Genomic DNA, 26943 nt, shown 5'->3' with positions numbered 1-26943 from the left:
TTCACGCGGATAGAGCCGGCCTGATATTGACTACTCGCCTATACAGAAGAATAGCGGCTGCGTCCGAATGGGGACTGCGTTTCGGCTTTCCCCTCAACCAAGTCAGACATCGGGGCGTCCGCAACATGAAGCTTTGGGATGCGTGTCGCGCCAGCTTCGCTACAAGACGGTCATGTCAAAAGTCCTTAGCATAAAGGCCCTGATGCTGCGGCACTGTGGATCTGGCGCGGCACCGATCTATCGCCTGAAAGCGCCGCCTGGCTTGCCTGCCGCAACGCTGGGACCTCGTCATCCCAGCGCAGCGTCTCTTATTCAGTGCCCAAATGCTTGGTCAGCGTAATTCAGTACTGACGTCCTGAACGCGTTATGATTGGCGCAAGCATATGAAACGATGCTCTTTCATCCGCCAGAGTTCTTGAGAATAAAGGATGGCATTAACATGTATTGCCGACACAGACACCTTGCAGTGCCGTGCGTTAATTCAGCGCACCCCACTTTTGGGCGCTGAAAATAGACTCGAAAACTTGAGGAAGCTGAAAAACGCGCCGATCCGGTCGAGTTCTACGTCTCAATATATGTAGAGCCATATTCCATCAGATAGCCGACATATCCGAAAGTATATCGAGCGATCTTCCGGGTGCCATTTATACCTTATTGCACGAGTGCGATTTATTAAAATTCTCTTCAATGTTCAATCAACGTCTCGTGATCAGAGCACGTGTTTTGAAACTGCCGGCATGTTGACCCGGCCTGAAAGGAAGAAAATTTATGCTTATTCCCTTTTCACAAATGATGCGGGCGACTGTTGCTGCCGCGGCTTTGTCGGTGATCGGCTTTGCAGCCTCTGCCGATGCTTTGTCCAGTACGTTCGCGTTCGTCGTCGTCGAAAAGAACGATGCCGGTGTCGAAGAGCTTGTCGCGCGCAACACTGTGCGGCCGGGCGAAGTCATTCAGTACCAACTGAACCACGAAAACATGACCGACGAGGACATGGCCGGCATCGTTGTCGCAGCGCCAGTTCCCGAAGGGGTGACCATCACGCTGGGCAATCAGACAACGTCGATCAACGCGGTTTTTGAAGTGCAGGCGGACCTAGACCCCGAACTGGACGGCCTTGAATGGTCAACGCTGCCAGCGGTTCGGATGGTTGCAGGCCCCGACGGCGTCCTGCGCGAAGAACCTTTGCCAGAGACAGAGATCGCGTCGGTCCGTTGGACATACTCCGATCCCCTCGAAGCGGGCAAATCCGCGGTCAACACATACCGCGTTCGCGTCAACTAAACCACCGCGCCTCCTTTAGCGGGGCTTCCCCCACTTAAGTAGATATAAGGAAATATCGAAGTGTCTTATCAATCCCTGTTTATGCGATCGGCCAGCGTCGCCGCTTTCGGCGCAGCCATCGGTACGGCGGCTTTTGCAGCATCGCCAGAAGCCGGATCTGTCATCGGCAACCAAGCCGTTGCCACCTATACCAATGCCGCTGGCGACACGATCACCGTGACATCGAACACGGTCGAAACGATCGTCCAGCAGGTCGCTGGCGTGACGCTGACGTCCGATAATACGGAAACCATCGCGCCGGGTGGTAAGGCATTCCTGCCGCACATCATCACCAACGAAGGCAACGGCGCAGACAGCTTTTCGCTGACCGCAGTCGAGGCGAACACTGGCACGCTGAACACGTCGCAGCTGGTGTTCTATCCTGACGCCAACATGGACGGCGTGGCCGATAGCGCGACACCGCTAACATCTACCCCTGTTCTGGCCCCGGGCGAGCAATTCGGCGTCGTGATCGAGGCCACCGTTGCGTCCAATGCCACCGGTACAGACACCATTACAATCACGGCGACATCCGCGCTGGATGGCACAGAGCTGGACATCAACACCGACACCCTGACGATTTCGAACGGTGCCATTGTTGAGCTGGTCAAATCGATGGTCGCTGACGCGGCATCGGGTGGAAACCCAAGCATCGTTGATGCGGGCGACACCGTGACTATCACGCTGACCTATTCCAGCACCGGTCTGGCCGCTGCGAATAACTACGTGGTGCAGGACGTTCTGGACGGCAACCTGACCTACGTGCCCGGTTCTGCGCGCTGGTCGGACTCTGCCACGCCGCTGGATGACAACAACGGCTCTACCGTCGTTGATGCCAGCAATGGGTCGAGTGAAACGATTGCGTGGGATTTTGACGACGCGCAGACCGTAAACTTTAACCTGTCGTCCGTCGGGTCGGGTCGGTCCGGTAGCGTGACATTCCAAGCCGTTGTTGCCTCTACTGCTGACGCAGGCATCATCCCCAACACCGCAACGCAAGAGGTGAACGGCGCGGCTTTCCCGCCGTCGAACACCGCTTCGATCAATGTTGATAGCACATTTAGGGTTGCCGTTGCGGATACGGCCATCAATTCAGACTTAACCGTAAACGCTGCCGTTGCATCGGCGACCGATGACGATACCGCCGGCAACGATGTCGTATTGGAAACTGGCGACGTCTATCAAGGCGGCGTGATCCGTCAGGAATTCGTGCTGACCAACCTGTCGAACCAATCCGACAGCCTGTCGCTACAGGTCGCTAACGTCGATTTCCCTGCTGGCACCACCTTCCGCTTTGTCGGCGCTGACGGGATTACCCCGATTGTCGGCTCTGTCGGGCCGCTCGCCGTTGGCGCAAGCGCTACGGTCACCTTGATCGCGACCCTGCCGACGGACGTGACATCGACCGCGACCACAAACTACACCGCGGTCATCTCGACGATCTCTGATGCCTCTGGTGTCACTGACATCTCGACCGCTGAATTCAGCGGTGAAGTTCTGGCGGCCGCGGTCGACCTAGAGAACGCTGTTGTTGGCTCCGAAGGCGACGGCGCGGCACCGACCAACGGTATCTTGCCTTGGGTCACCACCACCACTGACCCAGGTCAGCCGGTCACTTATGACATGGTCGTCCAGAACGACGGCCCTGTGTCGGACAGCTACAACCTGTCGCTGGCTCAACCCCTTCCAACGGGTTGGACGTATGAGTTCCGCGACGCCGACGGCAATGTCGTGACCAACACCGGCACGATCCCCGCAGGCGGCAGCACGACATTCCAAGTTGTCGTCACGCCACCCGATGATGCGCTTCCGGGCGATACGCTGGTCGATATTGCGCTGACCTCTTCTGTGTCGGGTCAGGGCGACCGGATCGTGAACCAAGTCACGGTGAACGAGATCTACGACGTGCAGATCATCGACGACCAAACCGCGCAGGCAGCACCGGGCGGCATTGTCGAAATCACCCACACTGTCACCAACAAAGGTAACGTTGCCATCACTGAGGGCGCGATCAATGATAGCGGCCTTACCAACTTCTCTGGTGCGATTTTCTGGGATGCCAACGGGAACGGTGTGATTGATCCGACCGAACCAGTCATCGACAACTTCAACGATCTGACGGACGGCGTTTCTGCTGGGGTCAATGGTTTGGCACCTGGCGACAGCATCACGCTGATCTACCGCGTACAGACCCCGTCCACCAGCACGGCAGGTGTCACTGAAAACGGCACAATCACCTTGGCGACATCCTTGAATAGCGGCGCGGCGATAGATGTCCATGCCAGCGACAACGCGGTCGAGGACCGGATCACCATCATCTCTGGCGACATGACCCTGAACAAGTATCAGTACATCGATGCCAATTGTGACGGCACGGTCGGTACCTTCACCAAAACCCGTCAGGACGTCGAACCCGGCCAGTGCATCCGCTACTTGGTCGAGGGCGAAAACACCGGCTCGTCGGCAGCAGACAACGTCACCATCTTTGATGCGGCGCCTGCCTATACCGCGATCACAAACTGTGGCGGTTCCTGCGCCGAAACCACCTTCCCTGCAGGAAGCACCGCGGCTGCGACCTCGACAAACATCTCGAGCGATCACGGGACGGTCCTGCCCGGCGGGTTTGCCCGGTTGGAGTTCACCGTTCAGGTGAGCAACTAAGCGAACCCAAGGCACCCCCCCAAGACACTGTCCCCCCAGACGTCGGGGGGGTGCCCACTTTTCCCTATTTCTTTGACACTCGGTATCCTTCCAGGAGCAGGTTTATGCGCAAATTCATTCAATCAGCCGGCTTCCGCGCTATGACACTTCTGCGAACCGCAGCACTGATGCTGATCTTGTTGTCAAATGCAGCCCTGTATCCTGCGGCCGCGATGGCAAGCCCCGTACCCGGCGGCACAATCATCCGCAGCATCGCCAACGCGACATATTTCAACACCGCCCTTGGCATGGTTGAAACCGTGCAGTCCAACCGCGTCGAGGCAATCGTCATGTCGGTGCCCGGCCTATCAGTTGCGGGATACTCTGCACTGCTGATGACCCGCGGTAGCATCGCGCAGTATTATTTCGATGTCGTCAATTCCGGCAATGTGACGCTGAACGCGCTGATGCACGTCGAAGACCAGCTTGGCGCATCCATGATGGGCGGCGGACATCTTGTCGCTGACCTAAACGGGAACGGCATCATTGATGGCAACGAGCGGTCCATCAACCTTGCGCTGCCCATGAAATTGCTTCCCGGACAGCGGTTGCAACTGATTTACGAATTCCGCGTCTCGACCAATACCGTTTTGGGCGACGCGATGCGGTCGGCCCTTATCGTCACAGCAACGGTTGACGGCGACCCGAATGCCACAGCGCCGGTCCAAGGGACAGCGCAAGGCATCACGACCATCGTTTCCGGCGCGCTGACGATCACGAAATCCCAAGTCGTGCGCGACAACGATCGTATCACGCAGCTTGATTACACCCTGCGGGTGCGCAACAATTCAGAACAAGCGGTCACCAAGTATGACAGCATCGACGGCGCACCCCTGCGCATTGATGGCACCCAGCGCGCAGGCATTTTAGTGCGCGACGTCATGCCGTTGAACACCGTTTTTGCCGGCATCGCCGATGCGGGCGGCACGGAGGCATTGTATCACCGCGCAGGCGACCCCCAGCATGACTACCTGACGCAGCAGCCTGCTGCGGCGGCCGATATCGACGCCGTGGCGTTCTTTATGGCTGATGACTATGACATCGGTCAGTCGCGGGACCCGTCCTTTACGGTCAACGTGCCAAAGCCGCTTGGCGATGTAGAGGTTGCAAACACAGCCACGACCTATCTAGAGGAAGACGGCCAAAGCCTGACGCTGTCATCCAACACCACCTTTTATGATCGCACAGGCTCTGGCGCTGGCGCGCTTCGTTTCGAATATCCAGACACCGCGACCGACCAAATCTATGGCACTGCGGGCAGCGACACCCGCCTGCGCGTCACGTCTGGCAGCTGTAACCTGTCTGGGGACGCCGATCTTGTCACGATCACGGTGCGCAGCGCGCTGACCGGCGACATCGAAAACCTGACCGCCACCGAAACTGGCCCAAACACCGGCGTGTTCCTGACCGCTGCCCTGCCCTTGGCTCGCATGGACCCAAGCCGCGCTGGCGACGGTGTGATGGCGACCACGCCGGGCGATACGCTGTTCGCGACAGCCGAGTGCGGCGGCGTGCTGCTGGACGACGAACTGCTGATCGATCCGGGCAACTTCTTGTTCAACTCTGTCACCAATGACGCGATCGAAGGCGTCGAAATCGTGCTCGTCAATGCGGCAACCGGGGCCACTGTCCTGCGCAGCAATACGGACGAGCGCGGCTTCTTTTCGCTAGGTCAGATTGCGGCGGGCCGCTACCGCTATGAGGTGCTGAACGCGCCGGCTTGGATCTTTCCATCGGTCCGTATGGATTTCACGGGCTTTCGCAAGACCGTCACAAGCGCCGGGTTTGGTAACCTGTTTACCCACGCGGGCGGCATGGTCCATGTGTCCGATATCCCCGTTGATCCATTTTACGGCGCGCCCCTGTCCTTGGACAAGGACGCCAACACGGACACCGTCACACAGGGCGAATTTGTGACCTATTCGCTGGGTTTCACCAACAACATGCACCAGGCCCTGATCGGCGCAGAGCTGCTGGACCGCCCTGCGCGCGGCGTGACGCTTGTGCCCGGATCGGTTCTGCTGAACGGAACCGCCCTGCCCGATCCAGTCGATGCGCAAGGCGGCGACCTGCTGTTCGACCTTGGCAGGCTAGAACCGCTGTCCAATCACGAGCTGACCTACGTCATGCGCTTTACCGCAGCCGCTGTTGAGGGCCGCAATGAAAACACGGCCGTCCTGTCGGGCCGCCAAGCGGGCACTGGCACGCTGCGCCAATCCCCGGTGGCCCGCGCGATGGTGCGCCTGAACAATTCGGGCGGCGTCTTTGCCCGCGAAGGCACGGTCATTGGATCTGTGTTTATGGATTGCGACGGCGACGGCATCCGCGGCGACATCACGGAACCGGGCATTCCCGGCGTTAGGATCGTCACCCAAGAAGGCCTGTCCGTCGTGACCGATATCGACGGCAAGTATTCCCTGTTCGGCCTGCGCCCCGTCACCCACGCCTTTTTGGTGCAGGATGAAACCTTGCCCATCGGCACCGCTGTGACCGTCACGCGCACAAATGACCTGATGCGCGGCGGCTCTCGCCTGATCCCGCTGCGCAAGGGCGAGCTGCGCGCCGAACACTTCGCCGTTGCGGACTGTACGCCAGACGCGATGGTTGAGGTCGCAAAGCGCCGCACCCATTTTGACGACGCGGCAGGGATCAACACGCTGACCGCGTCCGATCTGCCCATCACCAGCCAAGGCGCGCCCGTGCGCTCCTCTCGCGGGGAGCAGGGCATTGCGACCACGACGCAGTTGACCACTGGCATGCTGGATGCAGAGCAAGAAGCACGCGAAGATGTGGCCACCAAAGCCGAAGCCATCGCACGCCGCGAGCCTTTGGACGCGATGATCCGCACGCTGAATTCAGAGCCGGGCTTTATCGACCTTCAGGACGGACAAACCGTTGACCGCAGCACCCAGAACATCCGCGTCAAAGGCAAGGCTGACCTGACCCTTGCGCTGGCGCTGAATGGCCGGCCGCTGGGGGCCGACCGTGTCGGCCAGCGCACCAGCTGGGAGGCAAATAACGTCCAAGCCGCAGAATTTATCGCGGTCAAACTGGACCCTGGCAAAAACACCTTGGCCCTGATCGGCAAAGACGGCTTTGGGATCGAACGCGTCCGCACCGAGATTACCTTGATCGCACCCGGCGCACCCGCAAAGTTCGAAATCATCATGCCAGAAACGGCCTCTGCCTCTCCGGTGTCGATCGTCCCGGTTGTTGTGCGGGTGCTGGACGCACGCGGCATGCCGGTCCCGGCCTCTGGCACGGTGACCTTGGATGCGCGCATGGCCTTGTGGGACGTGACCGACATTCGCCCCGGCACCCCCGGCGTGCAGGCCTACCTTGATAACGGCGAAGCCACCTTTGGCCTGATCCCGCCGCAAGTTTCTGGCATTGACCGTATCACTGTGACCGGCAACTTTGGCACAGCCGAAGCGACCATCGCCTTTACCCCCAACCTAGACGAACGCATCCTGATCGGCGTGATCGAGGGTGCCGTGTCCTTGGGGGGCAACGACGTTGCACTGCTACCCAAAGACCGGTTCAGCAGCTTTGAGGATACGGCGACCGGCCTGCGCGGCGAAGTTTATCTGAAAGGCGCAATTCGCGGCGACGCCCTGCTGACCCTGCGCTACAGCTCTGACCGCGACACCGAAGACCGCCTGTTCCGCGACATTCGCGGCGACGAATACTACCCCGTGTACGGCGACAATTCCGAACGCGGGCAGGATGCACAATCGTCCAGCAACCTGTTCGTCAAAGTTGAAAAGGGCCGCTCTTATATCCTTTACGGCGATATCGCGATCGAGCCTGAATCCAGCGCGCTGCGCCTTGACGGCATGCGCCGCGTGACCACCGGTGCCAAGGCGCATTGGGAAAACGACAAGGTGTCCGTCACCGTCTTTGGTGCCCGCACAGCGCAACGGCAGCGCGTGCAAGAAATCCGCGGACGCGGTGTGTCTGGCCCCTATGACATCGACTTGGGCGATTATGTCCAAGGCTCTGAACGGGTCGAAATTCTGGTCCGCGACGAGCGCGGCGGCGATATCCTGACCACAACCGCGATGCGCCGCGGCACCGATTATGTCCTTGATTTCTTTCGCGACACGCTGACCTTTAACGCGCCTGTCCGTCAGTTCGACCTGGACGGAAACCCCGTATCAATCCGCATCACCTATGAGACATCGGAAGCCGGGGCCGAGCGCTATTGGCTGTATGGCGGCGAAGTGAACTATGCCGTCAGCGACCAAATCACCGTTGGCGCGCGCGCTGCGCATGCGGATGCCCCTGCGGGCAATCCGGCTGATGAACGCATCCAGTCTGGCTACATCCGCCATGAAGGCGAAAATGGCGGCGTCTTTGAGGCCGAGCTGGCCCGATCAGAGAACGCACGCGGCCAAGTCGATAACGCGGCGCGCCTGTCGTACGATCTGCAGACGGAGTTTCATCGCCTTAGCTTTGAGGCCATCCACACTGGCAAAAACTTTAACGCCAGCGGCGGACTGGCCCGTCCCGGCACCACACAGGTTCGCCTAAGTTATGGGTATGACATCGACAAAAACAGCGACCTTGTCATCGGAGCCGACTTTGTCCGTGACCGGATCAATGACCTCGACCGCCTGACGCTGGAAGCGATCTATTCGCGCCAGATCAACAAGCGGCTGCGGGGCGACATCGGTTTGGAATATCGCCACGACCAAAACGGCGCGACGACCGAGGCAGGCACCGCCATCATCCTTGGGGCGCATTGGACCCCCCTTGGCCGCGATAACACCGTGATCGAAGCTGAATTGCGCCAGCCCCTGAACATTGGCGGCGATCAACCGACCGAACTGACCCTTGGCCTGTACCGAGAGGCCGCACCAGGCTGGCGCGTCTTCAACGAGGTCGAGCTTCAGTTTGGCGACGATATCGTCATGCCCCGGTCCACGCTTGGCTTTACCTTTCAGATGAACAAATGGCTGTCCGGCCGGACCGAATTCAGCCGCGGTGCCAATGAAACGGATACGACCCTGAACCAAGGGCTGTCGGCGCAGTTCAAGCTGAATTCTTTGACGACGCTGAACATGGGCATCGAACATTCCCGCCTGCTGGACGCAGAAGAGGCGAAGATGACCAGCCTTGCGATCGGTGCCAAATGGGGCTCTGACGAGACCGATTGGGTGGGTGACGCCGATTTCGACACCACCTTTGAAAAATCCGGCACCACCTATTACGGCAACTTGGGGCTGGCTGGGCAGATCACACCCGATCTGACCGTGCTTGGCCGGACCCGCATCGCCGTCGACAACCGCAACGGCCAAAACCGCCAGCGTGTGCGCACCCGCGTCGGTGCCGCCTACCGCCCCCTGACCGACCCCCGGCTAGAGGTTCTGGCGTGGTACGAGCACCGCCTTGAAAAAATGCACAATACGACCAAAAGCCACCTGTGGTCGGTTGATGCGAGCTATGAGGTTGATGCCGACCTGCGGGTGAATGGTAAATATGCCGGGCAGCACCAGTCAATCGAGCTTACCAACACCTTTGCCACCTCGTTGACGCAACTGGTTCAAGCTGGCGCAAACTATGAATTTGGCGATGATCGGTTCCAGATTGGCGTGAACGGGGCGTATCTGTGGGATGATACCAACAGCGCGACCTGGGGTCTTGGGGCCGAATTCGGGTTCGTCCCGGCCAAGGGCACGTTGCTTGCGCTGGGATACAACCTGACGGGCAGCCAACTGCCGCAGCAGGATGCGCTTTATCAAAAAGGGCTGCATCTGCGCTTTGATCTTTTGCTGGACAACTCTCTTTGGGACCAGCTTGACGGATTCCTTGGCGACTAGGGGGCGCTGGTCATCAAGGAAGGGCCGCGCCGCATGCGCATGTGCGGCGCGGCCCGCTTACTTTCGCCCATGCGTCCCCGCGGGCATCATGTTCGCAAAAGGATGATCCACCTATCCTTATTCTCTGGCAACTGACCGGTTGTGCAAATGAACATACCGGCGAAATAGGCCAATATAGCTCCAACACAGACTAAGTTGATGGAGAATTCCAATGCATAAAATTGCAGCCGCTGCCGCGCTTTCAATTTTACCACTCTTTGCCGCGCAGGGGGCGCAGGCTGAATTTAATTCCTTGTCTGAATTTACGATATCGACAAAAAATGTATTCAACTACGACGTTCGCCCCTATATGCCGCAGGACGCCGTACGTTTAAGCGCAGGAACGATCACCGAAGCATCCTATCAGCGCCCCCGCGATGCGTTTATTGACGGCAAATCCGCCCCGGCAACCAATCTGAAGCACCTGATCGGTTGGGCCGAAGCGGGGCGGAGTGGTTATGACGCGGTGCAACATGGCGCACGGATCGGGCCGAACAAACGCCCGACTCAGATGACGATCGGGCAAATAAAGCAATGGATCAGAGCAACACCCGGTCAGCCCCATGCGATTGGACGCTATCAGTTTATTCCCGCCACGCTTGATACCCTCGTGCGTGAAATCGGATTTAGCGCCAACACGGTTTTCACCGCCGACGTGCAGGATCGCCTGGCCGATCTGTTGCTTGAGGACGCAGGCTACAGCCTTTTTGTTGATGGAAAAGTCAGCCGCCACCAGTTCATGGACAATTTGGCAAAGATTTGGGCGGGTTTTCCGACCTCGACCGGCAGGTCGTTTTATCACGGCTATGCAGGAAACTATGCCACCATCAGCTGGAACGAATTTGATCATCACATGGCGAGCATTTTCAAAAAGTAAATCGAAATTCAGCTTTTGGATTGGCGATTCCTTGAATTTCCCAATTCATGCATAAAGCTGCGTGGATTGCACTTTAGGGCGCGGACCATGTAATCGGCTGAAGCGTACACTCCTGTATGCCCCCCTTCCCGAACGAAAGACGGGTCTAGGCACCGCTTTCGCGCGATCTGGCTAGATTGCTGATCCAGATCAACGACCATATCGCGGCTTGCTGGCACGTTTAGGGTGAACCCGATGCGGAGCCTGACAGCATGCCCAGCGAAACCTCTGCCCCCAATGGGCAGGATCTGAACGACGGATATGTGGTGTCGGTGCGCGGCGCAGTGGTCGATGTGTGTTTCGATACCGCACTGCCCGCGATCAATGATGCGCTGTCCGTGCAGTGGGAAAATGACGCGCCGCTGATCCTAGAAGTGCAAAGCCACCTTGATCCCCGCACCGTGCGGACGGTGGCGTTTCAGTCGACGGCTGGCCTGCAACGCGGGGTGCCGGTCGCAGCGACGGGCGGCCCGGTTAGCGTGCCGGTCGGCCCTGCGATTTTGGGGCGATTGCTGGATGTGGTGGGCAATCTGCGGGACGATGGCCCTGTGCTGCCCGATGACACACCGCGCCGGTCGATCCATGCCGCCCCGCCCGCACTGCGTGACCAGACGCCCACCACCGAGGTGTTCGAGACGGGCATCAAGATCATCGACCTGCTGACGCCGATGGCGCAGGGCGGCAAGGCTGCGATGTTCGGCGGCGCGGGCGTTGGCAAGACCGTGCTGGTGATGGAACTGATCCGGGCGATGGTCGAAGGCTATGACGGGATTTCTGTCTTTGCTGGCGTTGGCGAACGGTCGCGCGAAGGGCATGAACTGCTGACTGAAATGCAGGACTCCGGGGTGCTGGACCGCACGGTGCTGGTTTACGGCCAGATGAATGAACCGCCCGGCGCACGGTGGCGCGCCCCGATGACGGCGCTGACGATTTCCGAATATTTCCGCGATACGCGGCATCAGAACGTGTTGCTGCTGATGGATAACGTCTTTCGCTTTGTGCAAGCCGGGGCAGAGGTGTCCGGGCTGCTGGGGCGTCTGCCGTCGCGGGTGGGCTATCAGCCGACGCTGGCGACCGAAGTCGCGGCCTTGCAAGAACGCATCGCCAGCGTCGCAGGCTCGTCCGTCACGGCCATTCAGGCGGTCTATGTCCCGGCCGACGATTTCACCGATCCGGCGGTCACCACCATTTCCAGCCACATGGACTGCGTCATCGTGCTGTCGCGCAGCCAAGCCTCCGAAGGGTTCTATCCTGCGATTGACCCGCTGGCCTCATCCTCGATGCTGCTTGATCCGTTGGTGGTGGGCGTCGATCATTACGAGACGGCAGAAGCCGTGCGCCAGACCCTTGCCCGGTTCCGCGAACTGACCGACATCATCTCTTTGCTGGGGGTCGAGGAATTGGGTCAGGCGGACCGTCTGATCGTGAAACGCGCCCGCCGCTTGCAGCGGTTTTTGACCCAGCCCTTTATGGTGACAGAGGCGTTTACCGGCGTTCCCGGCGCACGGGTCACGCTGGCCGATACGCTTGCGGGATGCCGCGCCATTCTGGACGGCGCCGCTGACGATTGGGACGAAAGTGCGCTTTATATGGTTGGCACGCTGGCGGACGCAGAGGCAAAGAACGCAGCATCCGACCGCCCTGCCCCCAAAGTCGCCGCAAAAAAGGACGCTGCATGAAACTGCGCATCGTCACCCCCTTATCCGTCGTCGTGGAAACCGAAATCGACAGCCTGCGGGCCGAGGATTCCAGCGGCAGCTTTGGCATTCTGCCGGGCCATGCCCCGTTCCTGACGGCGCTTGCGATATCCGTCGTCACGTGGCGCAAGGAAGGCACCGATCATTTCTGCGCAGTACGCGGCGGCGCGCTGAGCGTGGCAGGCAATGTGTCCATCGCGACGCGCGAAGCCATCACAGGCGACAATCTTGCGACCCTTGATGCAGACGTGCTGGCACGGTTCCGGTCTGACGCCGACGCAGAGCGGATCGACCGCACCGCCGCCACAACCCTGCAGCTCAATGCCATCCGCCAGATGGTCAACCGCCTATCGCTGGGCGCCGACGCAGGAGAGTTCCGATGACCCCGGACGACGACGATGACCCCCTTGTGCGCCAAGCCCGCCTGCGCCGCGACCGCCACGACCGCTGGCTGCGCGAAGGCGATATGTCCGTTGGCCGCAGGTTGGCGCAGATCGGCGTGCTGGGCTGGATGATCGTGGTGCCGATGCTGGCCGGGATCTTTACCGGGCGCTGGCTGGATGCACGCTTTGGTGACGGAATTTTCTGGACGGCCCCTTGCCTGATGCTGGGCCTTGGATTGGGCGGCTGGACTGCATGGAATTGGATGAACGCGGAATGATTGCAGACCTGCCAATGACCCTAAGCGTGCCCGCCAGCTTTGGCGGCGGAATTGTGCTGGGATTTGCCTATTTCTGGGCGCTGCGCGAAACCGCGCGCCTGATCGTGTCAGGCGGCCATCCGGCGCTTGGGCTGGCGCTGACGCTTGGGCGGCTCGGGCTGATCGGCGCGGGGTTTTATGTGGCCGTGCTGGCGGGCGGGGCCGCCTTGATTGCCGCATTGGCAGGCGTGCTTGTCGCAAAAGCGGTGATGCTGCAGGTCGCGCCATGATGTCGCCGCTGGAATCCACCGTCCTGTTCAGCATCGGCCCTGTGCCGATCACGCAGGCGGTTTTGACGACATGGGGCATCATGGTCGTTCTGGTCGCGGGGGCCTTTGCCATGACCCGCAACCTAACCGTCCGGCCCAGCAAGCGGCAGGCCGCGCTGGAACTGATCGTCGCCACCATCGACACCCAGATCACCGAAACCACCGGGGCGGCCCCCGCCCCCTATCGCGGTTTCATCGGCACGCTGTTCCTGTTCATTCTGGTCGCCAACTGGATCTCGCTTATTCCGGGGATGGAACCGCCGACCGCCCAGTTGGAAACTGACGCGGCGCTGGCGCTGCTGGTGTTTGCAGCCGTGATCTGGTTCGGCGTGCGCGGCGCAGGGGCTGGCGGCTATTTGCGGTCCTTCACCCGGCCCAACCCGATCATGATCCCCCTCAATATCCTGCAAAGCCTGACGCGCGTCTTTTCGATGTTCGTGCGCCTGTTCGGTAACGTCATGAGCGGCGTTTTCGTCATCGCCATTGTGGCATCGCTGGCCGGACTGCTGGTGCCGATCCCGCTGATGGCCCTCGATCTGCTGACGGGGCTAGTGCAGGCCTATATCTTTGCCGTCCTTGCGATGGTCTTCATCGCCGCCACGATTACGGACGGCGCTCCCACTACTCAAAAGGACTCCTAATGGACTATCTTCCGCATATCAGCATCATCTGCGCGGCCTTTGCCGTATCCTTCGGTGCCATCGGGCCAGCCTTGGCCGAAGGCCGCGCCGTGGCCGCCGCCATGGACGCCATCGCCCGCCAGCCAGAGGCGGCGAATACGATTTCCCGCACCCTGTTTGTCGGCCTTGCCATGATCGAGACGACGGCGATCTATTGCCTTGTGATCGCGCTGCTTTTGCTCTTTGCCAATCCGCTTTTGTCATGACCATCGACTTTTGGACGCTTGGCCTGCAGGCGATCAACGTCGGGGTCCTGATCTGGCTGCTGTCCCGCGTATTCTGGACCCCCATCGCCGCCGCCATCGCGGCGCGGCAAACAGCGACGCAAACCGCGCTGGATGACGCAGCAGATGTGCAGGCCAAGGCAGATGCCGCACTGGCTGACGTCACGCAGGCCCGCGCGGGCATTGCCGCAGAACGGACAGCCGCGCTCGCCGAGGCCGCGCGCGAGGCCGAAGCGCAGAGCAAACAAGCCGCCGCCGCCGCGCAGACGCAGGCCGATACGCTTTTGGCTGCGGCTACGGCCACCGCGAAGGCAAAGACAGAAGCCGACAGCGCCGCCGCCAATGCCGCATCAGCGACGCTTGCGGTTGCCATGGCGCGCAAGCTTTTGGCGGGGCTGGATACGCAGGTTGTGCAAGCCGCGTTTCTGGATCGCTTGGTCGCCGGGATCGCGGAAATGACGCCAAGCGATCGCGCCGCCCTTGTCGCCACGCCGGGCGGCGTCGACCTTGTCAGCCCCGATGCCCTGGACGCAACGGCCCAAGCCAAGGTCACGGCGGCGGTCCACAAGGCGCTTGGCGGTACGCCCGATCTGCATTTTGTCACCGACCCCGCGCTGATCGCAGGAGGAGAGCTGCGCACCGCGCATTTCACGCTGCACAACAGTTGGCGCGCCGATTTGGACGATATCGCCGGGGCACTGACCGATGCCGCGTGATCCCGAAACGGACTGGCTGTCCGCCGCACAGCAGACGTTGGACGCACTGACACTCGCCCCCCGCGCCGCCCATCGCGGCCGGGTCGAAGAGATCGGCGACGGCGTCGCCATGATCTCTGGCCTGCGCGATGTGGGGCTGGACGAGGTGTTGCACTTTTCAGGCGGGCAAACCGGGTTCGCCCGTGTGCTGGACCCGGACCAGATTGGCTGCGTCCTGCTGGACGGCACCACACAGGTCGAGGCTGGCGACGCTGTCTACGGCACCGGCACCGTTGTAGATGTGCCTGTCGGCGCGGGCCTGCTGGGGCGCATCGTCGATCCCTTGGGTCGCCCCCTGGATGGCAAGGGCGCGATCACGGCAGACACCCGCAGGCCCATCGAACGCGCTGCCCCCGCGATCATCGACCGCGATCTGGTGACCGAGCCCGTGCAAACCGGCGTCGTCGTCGTCGACACCCTGTTCCCCCTTGGCCGCGGCCAAAGAGAGTTGATCGTTGGTGATCATTCGACCGGGAAAACGACCCTCGCTATCGACGCGATCATGGCGCAGGCGCACAGCGATATGATCTGCGTCTATGTCGCCATCGGGCAGAAATCGTCCAGCGTGCGCCGGGCGATTACCGCACTGCAAACGGCGGGCAATTTTGACCGCTGCATCGTCGTGGTCGCCAGCGCCGCCAGCGCGCCGGGCCTGCAATGGATTGCGCCTTATGCGGGCATGACGATGGCCGAACACTTTCGCGACGCAGGCCAGCACGCGCTGATCGTCATCGACGATCTGTCCAAACACGCCGCAACCCACCGCGAAATCGCACTTTTGACACGGCAATCGCCGGGCCGCGAGGCCTATCCCGGCGATGTATTCTATATCCACGCCCGCCTGCTGGAACGCGCGGCCAAGCTGTCGGCGGCCCTTGGCGGCGGATCGCTGACCGCCTTGCCGATTGCCGAAACCGTGGCGGGCAATCTGTCGGACTATATCCCGACCAACCTGATTTCGATCACCGACGGGCAGATCGTTCTGGATGCGGCGCTGTTCCATCAAGGCCAGAAACCAGCGGTGGATGCGGGCCTGTCGGTCAGCCGCGTTGGCGGTAAAACGCAGGCGAAACTGCTGCGCACCGCCGCCGGTACCCTGCGGCTGGACTATGCCCAGTTTCTGGAACTCGAGGTCTTTACCCGCTTTGGCGGCATGCCCGACGGGCGCGTGCGCAGCCAGCTGACGCGCGGGGCCCGGATCAGAGAGGCGCTGCGCCAAGACCAGCACACCCCGTTCCGATTGGCCGACGAGGTGGCGCTGATGATGGCGGTGCAGGCGGGCCTGCTCGATGCGGTGCCCACCAGCGCCGTGGCCGCATTTCGCGCCGGGTTGCCCGCGCGGCTGGACCAACAGGCCGCCGCGCAGGTGCAGACCATTACCAGCGCCAGCACGCTTGATGACGCAGGCCATGCCCACCTTTTGGACGTGCTAAGCGAGTATGCCGAAACCTTTGCCGTGCAACCATGACCGCGCGGCTGGCCGATATCACCGCCCGGATCGAAGGCATCCGCCAGCTGGGGGCGGTGGTAAACGCGATGAAGGGCATTGCGTCGGCCCGCGCACATGTCGCCCGCGATCAGGTCACGGCGGTGGATAGCTATGCCGCGACACTGGCAGCAGCGATGGCGCAGGTCGTCGGCGCGCATGCGCAGGCTGCAACCGGCACAGCAGACACACCGACCGGGCTGCTGGTGTTTTGCGCCGAACAAGGCTTTGCCGGGGCGTTCAGCGAACGGGTGCTGGACACCATCCCGGCAGATGCACCGCTGTTCCTGATCGGCACGCGCGGGCTGTCTGTCGCGGCGAGCCGTGACATTACGCCGGACTGGCACGCCGCCCTGCCCTCTCATTCTACCGGGATGCCAAAGCTGGCAGAGGCGATCACCACTGCGATCTTTGCCGCGATGGCCAAGGGCGACATCGGCAGCCTTGATGTGATCCACACAAGCTGGGAGGCCGGGCGACCAAGCGTGGCGCAGCACAGGCTTTTGCCGCTTGATCTGTCTGCCCTACCCGCCCCAAGCGGTGCTGACGTGCTGACGCAACTGCCGCGCACCGCGCTGATTGAAGGGCTGTCGCAGGATTACCTGCACGCGCTGATCACCCGCGCCGCCCTGCACGCCTTTGCCGCCGAAAACGAGGCGCGGATGCAGGCCATGACTGCCGCAGGCCACCAAATTGAAGACGAGCTTGCCGTGTTCGAGGCCCGCCTGCGCCACGTGCGGCAAAGCGCGATCACAGCCGAGATTATCGAGCTTGGCACCGGCGCTGCCGCCGCCGGACCGGCAAGATAACGCCAACACGGCACCGCGCCCTGCACAACTTTGACCTGTATCAACATCAGCCCGCGCCAATGGGACTATAGGGGGACAAGGGGCTGCCTGCTGCGCCTCGTTCCAAAGGACATCCCATGCCAAGCCATATCAAGCTGATCGTCCCCGCGCCCAATAACCAAGACATTCCGCCACCCGCCCACGTCGCGGTGATCCCGCCCCCCGTACCAGAGACTCTGTTCGAGGCGCTCGACCGGGATATGCATGGCCGCATGGCGCAGGCGACATTCGGGATCGCGCCGTCTGTGCTGGCAGAGGCTTGGGTGGACTGGGCCGTCCACATCGCGGCCTCGCCGGGCAAACAGCTTAGCTTGGTGCAGCAGGCGATGAAGGACACACAGACGTTCTGGATGTCTGCGCTTGGCCTGCAACCCACTGCGGTGCCTGACGACCGGCGCTTTGCGTCCGATCACTGGAAGGCTTGGCCGTTCAACGTGCTGGCGCAGACCTATCACCAGAACTGGACGCTGCTGCAAAACGCCACCACGGGCGTGCACGGTGTCACCCCGGCGCATGAAAACCTGATGGCCTTTACCGCAGGGCTGCTGACCGATGCGGCGGCCCCGTCGAACTTTGCCATGACCAACCCCGATGTTCTGGCCGCGACAGTCAAAACCCGCGGCCTGAATATGCTAGAGGGCCTGCGCAACCTGTCCCACGACGCCCTGCACAAGGGCGATCCGTCGACCGCGTTCAAGGTCGGGCGCGATCTGGCGGCCACGCCTGGCAAAGTGGTGTACCACAACGACCTGATGGAGCTGATCCAATACGCCCCCACGACCGCAAAAGTGCGGCCAGAGCCGATCCTGATCGTGCCCGCGTGGATCATGAAGTATTACATCCTTGATCTGTCCCAGCAAAATTCACTGGTGAAATACCTCGTCGGGCAAGGCTACACCGTGTTCATGGTGTCGTGGAAAAACCCCGAAGCCAGCGACCGCAATCGCAGCATGGAGGATTATCGCAAGCTTGGCGTCATGGACGCGATTGATGCCGCCTGCGCCATCACCGGTGCGCCGCAGGTGCACGCGATGGGCTATTGCCTTGGCGGCACGCTGCTGTCGATCGCCGCTGCCACCATGGGACGCGACCATGACGACCGCCTTGCGACCGTCACCCTGTTGGCCGCCCAAGTCGATTTCACCGAAGCCGGCCCCCTGAAGCTATTCATAAACGAGGCCGAGGTCACGTTGATCGAGGATATGATGGAGTCGCAGGGTTTCCTGACCTCTGACCAGATGGCCGGGGCCTTTGCCCTATTGCATGCCCGCGATCTGATCTGGGCCCCGATGATCCGCGACTACATGCTGGGGGAACGGGGCGATGCCTTTGACCTGATGTTCTGGAACGCCGACGGCACCCGGATGCCGTCGCAGATGCATGCGGAATACCTGCGCAAACTGTTCCTGCACAACGATCTGGCCGAGGGGCACTACCACGTTGGCGGCAAGGCCATCGCCCTGACCGATATCAAGGTGCCGCTGTTCGTCGTCGGCACCGAGGACGACCATGTCGCCCCTTGGCCGTCGGTTTATAAACTGCACCTGTTTGCCGATACGGACATAACCTTTACCCTGACCAGCGGCGGCCATAACGCAGGCATCGTGTCAGAGCCGGGCCATCAGGGCCGCCACTTTCGCACAAGCGAGGCAGCCGAAGGGGCCGCCTTTCAGGGTCCCGGCGACTGGCTGGCAGATACTGAACCGCAAGACGGATCATGGTGGCCTGTGCTGACAGATTGGCTCCTCGTGCGGTCCGGCAAGGACATATCCCCGCCGCCCATGGGCCAGCCAAATGGGCGTTATAAGGCAGGGGCAGACGCCCCAGGTGCCTATGTGATGCAGCCATGAGCGCGCTTAAGGGTAAAGTGGCGCTGGTGCTAGGCGTGGCCAACGCCCAGTCCATCGCCGCAGGTTGCGCGCAGGCCTTTGCGGATGCGGGCGCTGATGTCGCGCTGACCTATCAGGGTGCAAAGGCGCGCCCTTTTGTCGAACCCGTCGCCGCGGCTGTTGGGGCCAAGTTGCTTTTGCCGCTCGACGTCACAGTCGAGGGAGAGATGGAGGCCGTCTTTGCCGCCGTTCAGGCGCGCTGGGGGCATGTGGACATCCTTGTCCATTCCCTTGCGTTCTGCGGGGCAGACGACCTGCACGGACGGGTGACCGATTGCAGCGCGGCGGGCTTTGCGCAGGCGATGGATATTTCCGTCCATTCGCTGATCCGCGCCGCGCGTCTGGCAGAACCGCTGATGCATGCGGGCGGTACGATCCTGACGATGTCGTATTATGGCGGCGAAAAGGTCGTGGATAATTACAACATCATGGGGCCAGTCAAAGCCGCATTAGAGGCGGTTGTGCGCAACCTTGCGGTTGAACTGGGGCCACGGCAAATCCGCGTCAATGCCCTGTCACCGGGACCGCTGCGCACCCGCGCCGGGTCCGGCATTGCGCATTTCGACGCGCTGGTCGACGCGGCCCGCGACCGGGCACCGGAACAGGCGCTGGTCACGGTCGCAGACGTCGGCGACGTCGCCGCGATGCTGGCATCCGACGGTGCCCGCTGCGTCACCGGAGAGGTCGTGCACATCGACGGTGGCCTGCATGTCCGCGCCTGAGCCTGCAGGCCAATTCATCGAAAACCGCACCTTTGCTGAACTGGCCGTGGGCGACACGGCACAGTCGGTGCGGACCCTAACGCCGCGCGACATATCGCTTTTCGCGGTCATGTCGGGCGACGTGAACCCGGCGCATGTCGATGCGGCCTATGCGGCGACTGACATGTTCCACGGCGTCATTGCCCATGGCATGTGGGGGGCCGCGCTGATCAGCGCTGTTCTGGGCACGCAGTTGCCGGGGCCGGGAACAATCTTTCTGGACCAAAGCCTGTCGTTCAAGGCCCCTGTTGCGCTTGGCGATACGATCACGACCCGCATTACAGTGACCGAAAAGTTGAACAAAGGCCGCGTCTTGCTTGCCTGCGCCTGCATCAATCAGGACGGGGTCACCGTGATTGACGGCATCGCCCGCGTCATCGCGCCTTCGGACAAGGTGCACCGCCCCCGCTTTGTGTTGCCAGAGGTCACGCTGCATGCCCCTGCCGCCCAATATGCCCGCCTTGTCGCCGCGACGACGGATTTGACGCCCGTGCGCACTGCTGTCGTGCATCCGTGCGACGCCCTGTCCCTGACGGGCGCCTTGGACGCCGCCGCGCGGGGCATCATCGTGCCGGTTCTGATCGGTCCGGCCGCGCGCATCGCTGCGGCTGCCAAAGCGGCGGGCCGCGATCTGGGTGCGATAGAGGTCATCGACGTCCCCCACAGCCATGCCGCAGCCGCCACGGCCGTCGCCCTTGCGAAAGCCGGCAAGGTCGCGGCGCTGATGCAGGGGGCGCTGCAAACGGACGAGCTGATGGCGGCGGTGATGGACGCAGCCCTTGGCCTGCACACCGAACGGTGGATGAGCCATGTTTACGTGCTGGACGTCCCGACCTATGCCAAACCGCTGCTGATCACCGACGCGGCGATCAACGTCGCACCTGACCTTAGCGCGAAACGCGATATCGTGCAGAACGCCATCCAACTGGCGCAGGCCCTTGGCACCGCCCATCCCAAAGTCGCGATCCTTGCGGCGGTCGAGACGGTCACCCCCCGCATGCCCGCGACGCTGCACGCCGCAGCCCTGTGCAAAATGGCGGATCGCGGGCAAATCACGGGCGGCGTGCTAGACGGGCCGCTGGCCTTCGACAATGCGATCTCGCCCGCATCGGCGGCGGCCAAGGGGATCGTGTCGCCTGTCGCGGGTCAGGCCGACATCCTTGTGGCCCCAGACCTAGAATCCGCAGGCATGATGGCCAAGCAACTGATTTATCTGGCGGGGGCTGATGCGGCCGGGCTTGTGATGGGGGCCAGCGTGCCCGTCATCCTGACCAACCCCGCCGACAGCGCATGGGCGCGGCTGGCATCCTGTGCGCTTGCGCGGCTGGTGATCGGCTAACCGCTGCTAGCGCACGGTGCATAGCGCTGCGCATCAATCCGCCCGTTCAGCGCCAATCCTGATCCGCATCAGTGCGGCGCTTTGTAAATCAGCACAAGGTGAACGCATCAGCCACGACGCCGGTCGCCAACGACATTCATATCAGCTGACGAAACGCGCAGTCCGGGGTGCAAGGGCGGCACCCGCAATGCGAAGGAACCATACATGGACGCCACGTTAACGGCCGACAATCTGACCTGCCAGAACTGCGATCGCTCAACAGAGGCTGACCACCGCATTGCGAACCATCTGGCGATGCTGGCGGGCTATGCGCGCCTGAAATCGGCAGCGATGGTCAGCGAAGGGCGGAACATGACAGCGGCGGATGCGCTTTTGCTGCTGAATGCCGTGCATGTGCAGATTGACGCCGTCGCCGACCTGCACCGCACGCTTTCCAGACACGGTCCGCGCGCACCTATTGACCTCCCCACGGCGCTTGGGTCGGTCTGCGATACATTGCATGCGGTTGCAGGCGACGGCGTCGTCATTGTCCGCGACTTCCATCCGGGCTGCTCGGTCTCGTCCGACGACCTGTTGCCCGTGACGCAAATCGTGACCGAACTGATGACGAACGCAATCAAGCACGGGCGGGACGCGGCCGGGCTTGTCCGCCTCAGCGTGTCCTGCAAGCCAATCGGCGACGGCAAGATCGAGATTGCGGCCCAAGACAACGGCCCCGGACTGCCCAAGCACGCCGCGCCTCAAGAGGGTCATGGTCTGGGCTTTCGCATCGTCGAGAGATTGCTGGCACAGGTTGACGGGCAGATCGCCTATCACCGCACGCAGGGCGGCATGACTGTGTGCCTGACCGTGCCGTCCGCGGGATAACAGTGCTGATCTGTGTCAGTGCGGCCGCGCCGGGGGGCGCGTCAAGATCAGGGTATTCCCTGCATTCGCCAGTTAACGCAGCAATGGCCCCTCATGGTCTAGGTATCCCAAATCGAATTCCGCGAGGGCCACCAGTCCCTTAAAATCAAGGATCTCAACCTGCCCCTTTTGAAACGTCAGCAGTCCTTTTTCACGCAGCTCACGCAGCACCCTGTTGACGTGAACCGCGCTTAGACCCAGCGCATCGGCCAGATGATATTGCGTCAAGGGGCAGTCAAATCCGGCCGTTGTCGCCTGTCCGACAAGCATGAGGCGCGCATTCAGTTCGAGCAGAAAATGCGCCGTGCGTTCAAGCGCGTTGCGCCGCCCGATGCCAACAAGGTGTTCCACCACCATCGCCTCGTCCCGCGACGCGGCCCACAGGACGGCCGCCGCGAGGCGCGGTGTTTGGGTAAAGGCTGTCAGCAGCTCGCTGTCCTTAACCTCTGACGCCTCAACTGTGGTGATAGGTTCGATATTATGGTCAGCGGTGCGAAACAGCACCGACCGCAGGCCAAGAAAATCGCCGGGGATCTGAAAGTCCACAATCTGCCGCGTCCCGTCACGCAGCAGCTTGTAGGAACAGACCCAGCCTTCAGCCAGAATATAGGCCGCCGACCGCGTCTGCCCTTGATGAACAAGGTCACGGCCCGCGACAAACCTGCGACGGCGCTGGTGCAGCCCGTCTAGAACCGCAAGCTCTGCGTCATCCAATGCGACGAACGAGCCCAATTTCCGCGCAAGCGGGCTGTGTTTGCTATACATCTGGCGTCCTTCCGGTCACGGCCGAAGGCCTGCAAGACCTATCTAGATTGCGATTAACGGCTGCGCCGCGCCTCAATCCTGATGTGTATCAGCCCAGTCTAGATGCGATCTGCCACGTTGACGAGGAACCATTACTTTTTCGCGAACAAGAAGGTCTATTCTCCATGTCCAACGCACAAAATTTGTCCAGTGAAGCCCTTGCAACGGACGCAGTGTCAGGCGCTGCGGCCCTGTCGATCTGTGAATCCCTGCTGCTTGCCTTGAACGATCACGATGTTCTGCCCGAACGTGAAATCATCGGTATCCTGCACGACGCGGCCACAGCCCATGCCAACCACCCTGTGAATAGGCCCGGCGCGGCATTCCACGCCAAGGTCGCAGCGCTGATCAACAGCATCATCGACGGCGGAAATTCCGTCCGGCGCAGCGGCACTTAGGCACACCACCTATCGCAGGTGGATAAGACAGATGGCGCATGGCGCTGCACCCACGCATGACGCAACTGCATGTTTCCCTGCAATACGCATCACGGCAGGCGGCCCAAGCAGCGGAGCTTCGTTACAGGCGAAATGCAGGTCACGCCGTTTAGGACGGCACGCGCGGTTTCGCAGAAGGCAGGGACAATGTGAAACTGCTCCCCACCCCGGCCGTGCTTTCGACCGTAAGTGATCCGCCTTGAAGCTCTGCCAGATTTCTTGAAATCGCCAACCCCATCCCAGTTCCCCCAGCCTTTCGCGTGGCGCTGGAATCGACTTGAAAGAAAACATCAAAGATACTTTCAATGTCTGATTGTCCTATCCCAGGTCCGCTATCGCTGACCTCGAACAAAACGTTATCTTGGCTTGCAGTTACCTTCAATTTGACATGACCGGAATCTGTAAACTTGATCGCATTGCCAACCAAATTGAAAAGGATCTGCTGAGTTCTGACTTTATCCGCATAAACTTGCCCTGTGCCGCGGATGACCTCGAAGCTCAGACCCTTCTTTTGCGAAAGTGTCTTTAGCTGAATAGCGACCGGATCCACAATTGTTGCGATATCGTACGCGGCGCTTTCCACCGTCAGGCTGCCAGATTCGATCTTTGCGATATCAAGCATCTCGTTGATCAGATACAAAAGGTGATCGCCCGATTGGATCGTCCGATCCATCAGGTTTGAAAACTGATCGAACATCTCTTCCATCATTATTTTAACGTCGGCGGGATCAGTATTGCCGTCTTCTATTGCAGCAAGCAACGTCTTGGATGACTTGAGCAAGCGCGGGTTCTTTGCGATACGTGCAACACCCAATATAACGGTCAGCGGCGTTCTTAGCTCATGGCTCAGCACACCCATGAAATTGGTTTTCGCTTCGCTGGCGGCCTCGGCCGCGGCCTTGGCATGACTTAGTTCAGTGACATCCACATATAGACCAACATAGCAGCCATCCTGCATACGCCGGTCAGAAACCTTAATCACCCGGCCATCTGTAAGGTGCTGTTCAATATCTAATGAACCGCCACTACGACGGGATTCGATACGATTTGCAATCCACGCCATTTCGTCCGCGGAATTGCTAAGCTGCATCGGGTGGTGATCGCCAACTTTGACATAGTCGGAAAATCGCGTGCCATAGTGAACCATTTCCTCAGAAAACCCATACATCTCGCGGTATCTGGCATTGCTGACAATAAGCCGATCACGCGTATCAAACATAACAAAGCCGTCGGCCAATGCCTCGATACCGTTATGCAACAGCGCCTCTGCCCGCTTTCGCGTCTCTGAAAGCCAAATAATATAAAGCAGCAGTACCAACAGTGCTAACGCGACAACCACCATACCAATGCGTTTTTGCCATTGCGCCTCTGCCGCTGTTGGCCACCCGCCTTTTGTCGTCGCATACAGCTGCCAGTCTTCGAATTCGAAGTCAAAATCAAGAATAACAGGGTCTTTCTCTTTTACAGCTTGATCACCGTACAGAAAAACCCCTTCAATTCCCTTTCTACTATTAGCAACGTCGATCGCAAGATCGTAGTCTTCATTCGCATCGGTCAGCCCCGCTTCGGCAAGGAATTCATCATAATCAAGAACAAGGGATACGATACCCCAAGGCGTCCTTACGTCCCCTGGCACCATCGCATTGCCATTGGCATCGCGTTCAGTCAAATAAACCGGGGCCCGAAGGATCATACCCAAACCGCCCTGAGCCAGATTGACCGGGCCGGTAATCATCTCTCCGCCGGTGTCCAACATATTTTGGATCATTGGAAACTGTTCGTCATTTCTCCGATAATCCAACCCAAAAGCACCTTCATTCCCGACAAACGGGTATATAAGCGTAATGACAAGGTCAGGAGCCGCCGCGATACTTATAGTAGCATCGTCAATACTTCTAATATTTTGAACCCTCTTTGAAAATTCCTCCTGCGTAATATCAGGATTATCAGCGATAAAGGTTGCAAGTTCGCGCAGAACTAATGACTGAGAATGAATAAGCCCTTCGAAGGTCTCTCGGACCTCTAGCAGTTCAAGGTACATTTCCGACTTCAGCTCACTCAGGTATTTTGAATAAGAAAGTCTGTCAAATTGTATAATGGCAAATATACTGATCACAGATGCAAATACAAAATACACCCAAAGCCACTTGCCAACAGACGTGACCCAATCAAAAAATGATCTAAACATATAAAGAATTCTACTTCCATAGACGGGCCGAACGAAATGATGATGCTAATGTTGCAGCAAAAACGCGGCAACAGCTTTGCTACAAAACCTACGCGATAGCATTTACGGCAACAAATGAGGCAACGATAGGGCTAAATCGGACGAAATAATTCCGCAATGACGCGGTGTGGCCTGCATATATCGGCGGGCTGCCGCACAGGCAGGTGGCCAAAATGCGCACTTGGGGCGAATTTATTGCGCCTCTCGTCTGTCATTCTGCAAAACCGGTTTTAGGGTTTCAATCAGAAAATCCATAAAGCACCGCACCTTAGGCGTTAGCACGTTTGATCGTGGATAGATCAACCAAAGTACTGACGCGTCATCTAGCCGCCAGTCAGGCAGGATATGGATAAGACGGCCAGCGGCAAGGTCCTTGGTGACGCTCCACTGAGAGTTAATCGACACCCCGCCCCCGGCAACCGTAGCGACCCGCTGCGATGTGCCATCGTCAAAAATAGAGCAACAAATCATTTGGTTAGGGTCAAAGGTCGCCTGCTGGCCAGCGCTATGAATAAGCGTGCGCGGCGCAGTATTGGCCCAGGCCAAAAATGCGTGCCCGGGCAAATCCTGTGGCCTTTGGGGCGTGCCGTGACGCGCCAAGTAATCTGGGGCAGCGCAAAGAATACGCCAATCGTCTGCCAATTTGCGGCCGCGCAGGCTGCTGTCCTCTAAGGGCGCGCTGCGCAGCGCAAGGTCGAAACTGCCTTCGATCAGATCAAAACGCGTATCGGACAGGCGCAAATCCAGCGTGATTTTTGGGTATTTCGCATGGAAGGCAGGCAGTAGCGGCATGATGTGCAATTGGGCGAAACTGCTGGGCGCGGCGAACCGCAATGTGCCCGACGGCTCTGCCGCGTTCAGGCCAAGGGCTGCGCGCCCTGCCTCGGACTGCGCAAGGATCTCTCTGGCATAGGGCAGAAATGCCTCGCCCTCTTGCGACAACGACACCTTGCGGGTGGTGCGGTGCAGCAATTCTGCGCCCAGCTCGTGTTCTAACTTTGCCAGACGCGCGCTGGCCATCGCAGGGGCAAGCCCAAGGCTACGCCCCGCGGCCGAGATGTTCAGGCGTTCGGCAGCGGCCACAAACAGACGCAAGCTATCGGTGTCCATCCAGCCCTCATTAT

At 60.3% G+C, this 26943-nt stretch carries 21 protein-coding genes; 18 read left to right on the top strand and 3 right to left on the bottom strand.

Annotation, left to right across the window (positions count from 1 at the left end; all coding sequences use genetic code 11):
• The first annotated feature begins 768 nt into the window (after positions 1-768).
• The 17 genes from KBW81_RS06470 (at position 769) to KBW81_RS06390 (ending at position 22312) form a co-directional block, all read left to right on the top strand.
• Positions 769-1281: a hypothetical protein gene (locus KBW81_RS06470; RefSeq protein ID WP_254248742.1), complete on the top strand. Its 513-nt coding sequence runs from the start codon at positions 769-771 to the stop codon at positions 1279-1281.
• A gap of 60 nt (positions 1282-1341) precedes the next feature.
• Entirely contained in the window at positions 1342-3981 is a 2640-nt protein-coding gene (locus KBW81_RS06465) for a beta strand repeat-containing protein (protein WP_254248741.1), read from the top strand.
• A 140-nt stretch (positions 3982-4121) separates the two neighbouring features.
• A complete protein-coding gene (locus KBW81_RS06460; RefSeq protein ID WP_254248740.1) occupies positions 4122-9842 on the top strand; it encodes a hypothetical protein in 5721 nt (1906 codons plus the stop codon).
• A 211-nt stretch (positions 9843-10053) separates the two neighbouring features.
• Entirely contained in the window at positions 10054-10758 is a 705-nt protein-coding gene (locus KBW81_RS06455) for a lysozyme family protein (RefSeq protein WP_254248739.1), read from the top strand.
• Positions 10759-11009: 251 nt separating this feature from the next.
• Positions 11010-12476, top strand: coding sequence for a F0F1 ATP synthase subunit beta (atpD, locus tag KBW81_RS06450; RefSeq protein WP_254248738.1), 1467 nt, complete (start codon positions 11010-11012; stop codon positions 12474-12476).
• The gene (locus KBW81_RS06445) at positions 12473-12877 is read left to right on the top strand and encodes a F0F1 ATP synthase subunit epsilon (protein WP_254248737.1); all 405 of its coding nucleotides are present in this window, start codon (positions 12473-12475) and stop codon (positions 12875-12877) included. Before atpD ends, KBW81_RS06445 begins: the two co-directional genes overlap by 4 nt.
• Entirely contained in the window at positions 12874-13155 is a 282-nt protein-coding gene (locus KBW81_RS06440) for an AtpZ/AtpI family protein (protein WP_254248736.1), read from the top strand. The genes KBW81_RS06445 and KBW81_RS06440 overlap by 4 nt, the downstream gene beginning before the upstream one ends.
• Positions 13131-13424, top strand: coding sequence for an ATP synthase subunit I (locus tag KBW81_RS06435; protein ID WP_254248735.1), 294 nt, complete (start codon positions 13131-13133; stop codon positions 13422-13424). Before KBW81_RS06440 ends, KBW81_RS06435 begins: the two co-directional genes overlap by 25 nt.
• Positions 13421-14104: a F0F1 ATP synthase subunit A gene (locus KBW81_RS06430; protein WP_254248734.1), complete on the top strand. Its 684-nt coding sequence runs from the start codon at positions 13421-13423 to the stop codon at positions 14102-14104. The genes KBW81_RS06435 and KBW81_RS06430 overlap by 4 nt, the downstream gene beginning before the upstream one ends.
• On the top strand, positions 14104-14349 hold the full coding sequence (locus KBW81_RS06425) for a F0F1 ATP synthase subunit C (RefSeq protein ID WP_090191597.1): 246 nt from the start codon (positions 14104-14106) through the stop codon (positions 14347-14349). Before KBW81_RS06430 ends, KBW81_RS06425 begins: the two co-directional genes overlap by 1 nt.
• Entirely contained in the window at positions 14346-15083 is a 738-nt protein-coding gene (locus KBW81_RS06420) for a F0F1 ATP synthase subunit B family protein (RefSeq protein ID WP_254248733.1), read from the top strand. The genes KBW81_RS06425 and KBW81_RS06420 overlap by 4 nt, the downstream gene beginning before the upstream one ends.
• Complete coding sequence (locus KBW81_RS06415; RefSeq protein ID WP_254248732.1) at positions 15073-16590, top strand: F0F1 ATP synthase subunit alpha; 1518 nt, start codon at positions 15073-15075, stop codon at positions 16588-16590. Before KBW81_RS06420 ends, KBW81_RS06415 begins: the two co-directional genes overlap by 11 nt.
• Complete coding sequence (locus KBW81_RS06410; protein ID WP_254248731.1) at positions 16587-17417, top strand: F0F1 ATP synthase subunit gamma; 831 nt, start codon at positions 16587-16589, stop codon at positions 17415-17417. Before KBW81_RS06415 ends, KBW81_RS06410 begins: the two co-directional genes overlap by 4 nt.
• Before the next feature lie 116 nt (positions 17418-17533).
• Complete coding sequence (locus KBW81_RS06405; RefSeq protein ID WP_254248730.1) at positions 17534-19306, top strand: PHA/PHB synthase family protein; 1773 nt, start codon at positions 17534-17536, stop codon at positions 19304-19306.
• Positions 19303-20067 carry an enoyl-ACP reductase FabI gene (gene fabI / locus KBW81_RS06400; RefSeq protein WP_254248729.1) on the top strand — a complete coding sequence of 255 codons (765 nt, stop codon included), beginning with the start codon at positions 19303-19305 and terminating at the stop codon, positions 20065-20067. Before KBW81_RS06405 ends, fabI begins: the two co-directional genes overlap by 4 nt.
• Positions 20054-21445 (top strand): bifunctional enoyl-CoA hydratase/phosphate acetyltransferase, encoded by a 1392-nt coding sequence (locus KBW81_RS06395; protein ID WP_254248728.1) that lies wholly within the window; start codon positions 20054-20056, stop codon positions 21443-21445. Before fabI ends, KBW81_RS06395 begins: the two co-directional genes overlap by 14 nt.
• Before the next feature lie 204 nt (positions 21446-21649).
• Positions 21650-22312 carry a sensor histidine kinase gene (locus tag KBW81_RS06390; protein ID WP_254248727.1) on the top strand — a complete coding sequence of 221 codons (663 nt, stop codon included), beginning with the start codon at positions 21650-21652 and terminating at the stop codon, positions 22310-22312.
• A 72-nt stretch (positions 22313-22384) separates the two neighbouring features.
• On the opposite strand, the gene KBW81_RS06385 is transcribed toward KBW81_RS06390, so the two are convergent.
• Positions 22385-23116 (bottom strand): Crp/Fnr family transcriptional regulator, encoded by a 732-nt coding sequence (locus KBW81_RS06385; RefSeq protein WP_254248726.1) that lies wholly within the window; start codon positions 23114-23116, stop codon positions 22385-22387.
• Between the two features lie 164 nt (positions 23117-23280).
• On the opposite strand from KBW81_RS06385, the gene KBW81_RS06380 reads away from it, so the two are divergent.
• Positions 23281-23553 (top strand): hypothetical protein, encoded by a 273-nt coding sequence (locus tag KBW81_RS06380; RefSeq protein ID WP_254248725.1) that lies wholly within the window; start codon positions 23281-23283, stop codon positions 23551-23553.
• Between the two features lie 148 nt (positions 23554-23701).
• On the opposite strand, the gene KBW81_RS06375 is transcribed toward KBW81_RS06380, so the two are convergent.
• Both KBW81_RS06375 and KBW81_RS06370 read right to left on the bottom strand, forming a co-directional pair.
• On the bottom strand, positions 23702-25780 hold the full coding sequence (locus KBW81_RS06375) for an ATP-binding protein (RefSeq protein WP_254248724.1): 2079 nt from the start codon (positions 25778-25780) through the stop codon (positions 23702-23704).
• Positions 25781-26011: 231 nt separating this feature from the next.
• Entirely contained in the window at positions 26012-26929 is a 918-nt protein-coding gene (locus KBW81_RS06370; protein ID WP_254248723.1) for a LysR family transcriptional regulator, read from the bottom strand.
• Between the last annotated feature and the right edge of the window lie 14 nt (positions 26930-26943).

Origin of the sequence: Loktanella salsilacus (assembly GCF_024206795.1) — a bacterium.
GTDB classification, from domain to species: Bacteria; Pseudomonadota; Alphaproteobacteria; order Rhodobacterales; family Rhodobacteraceae; genus Loktanella; species Loktanella salsilacus.
The sequence above is the reverse complement of the archived record's forward strand: the minus strand, read 5'-3'. Positions and strand labels throughout refer to the sequence as shown.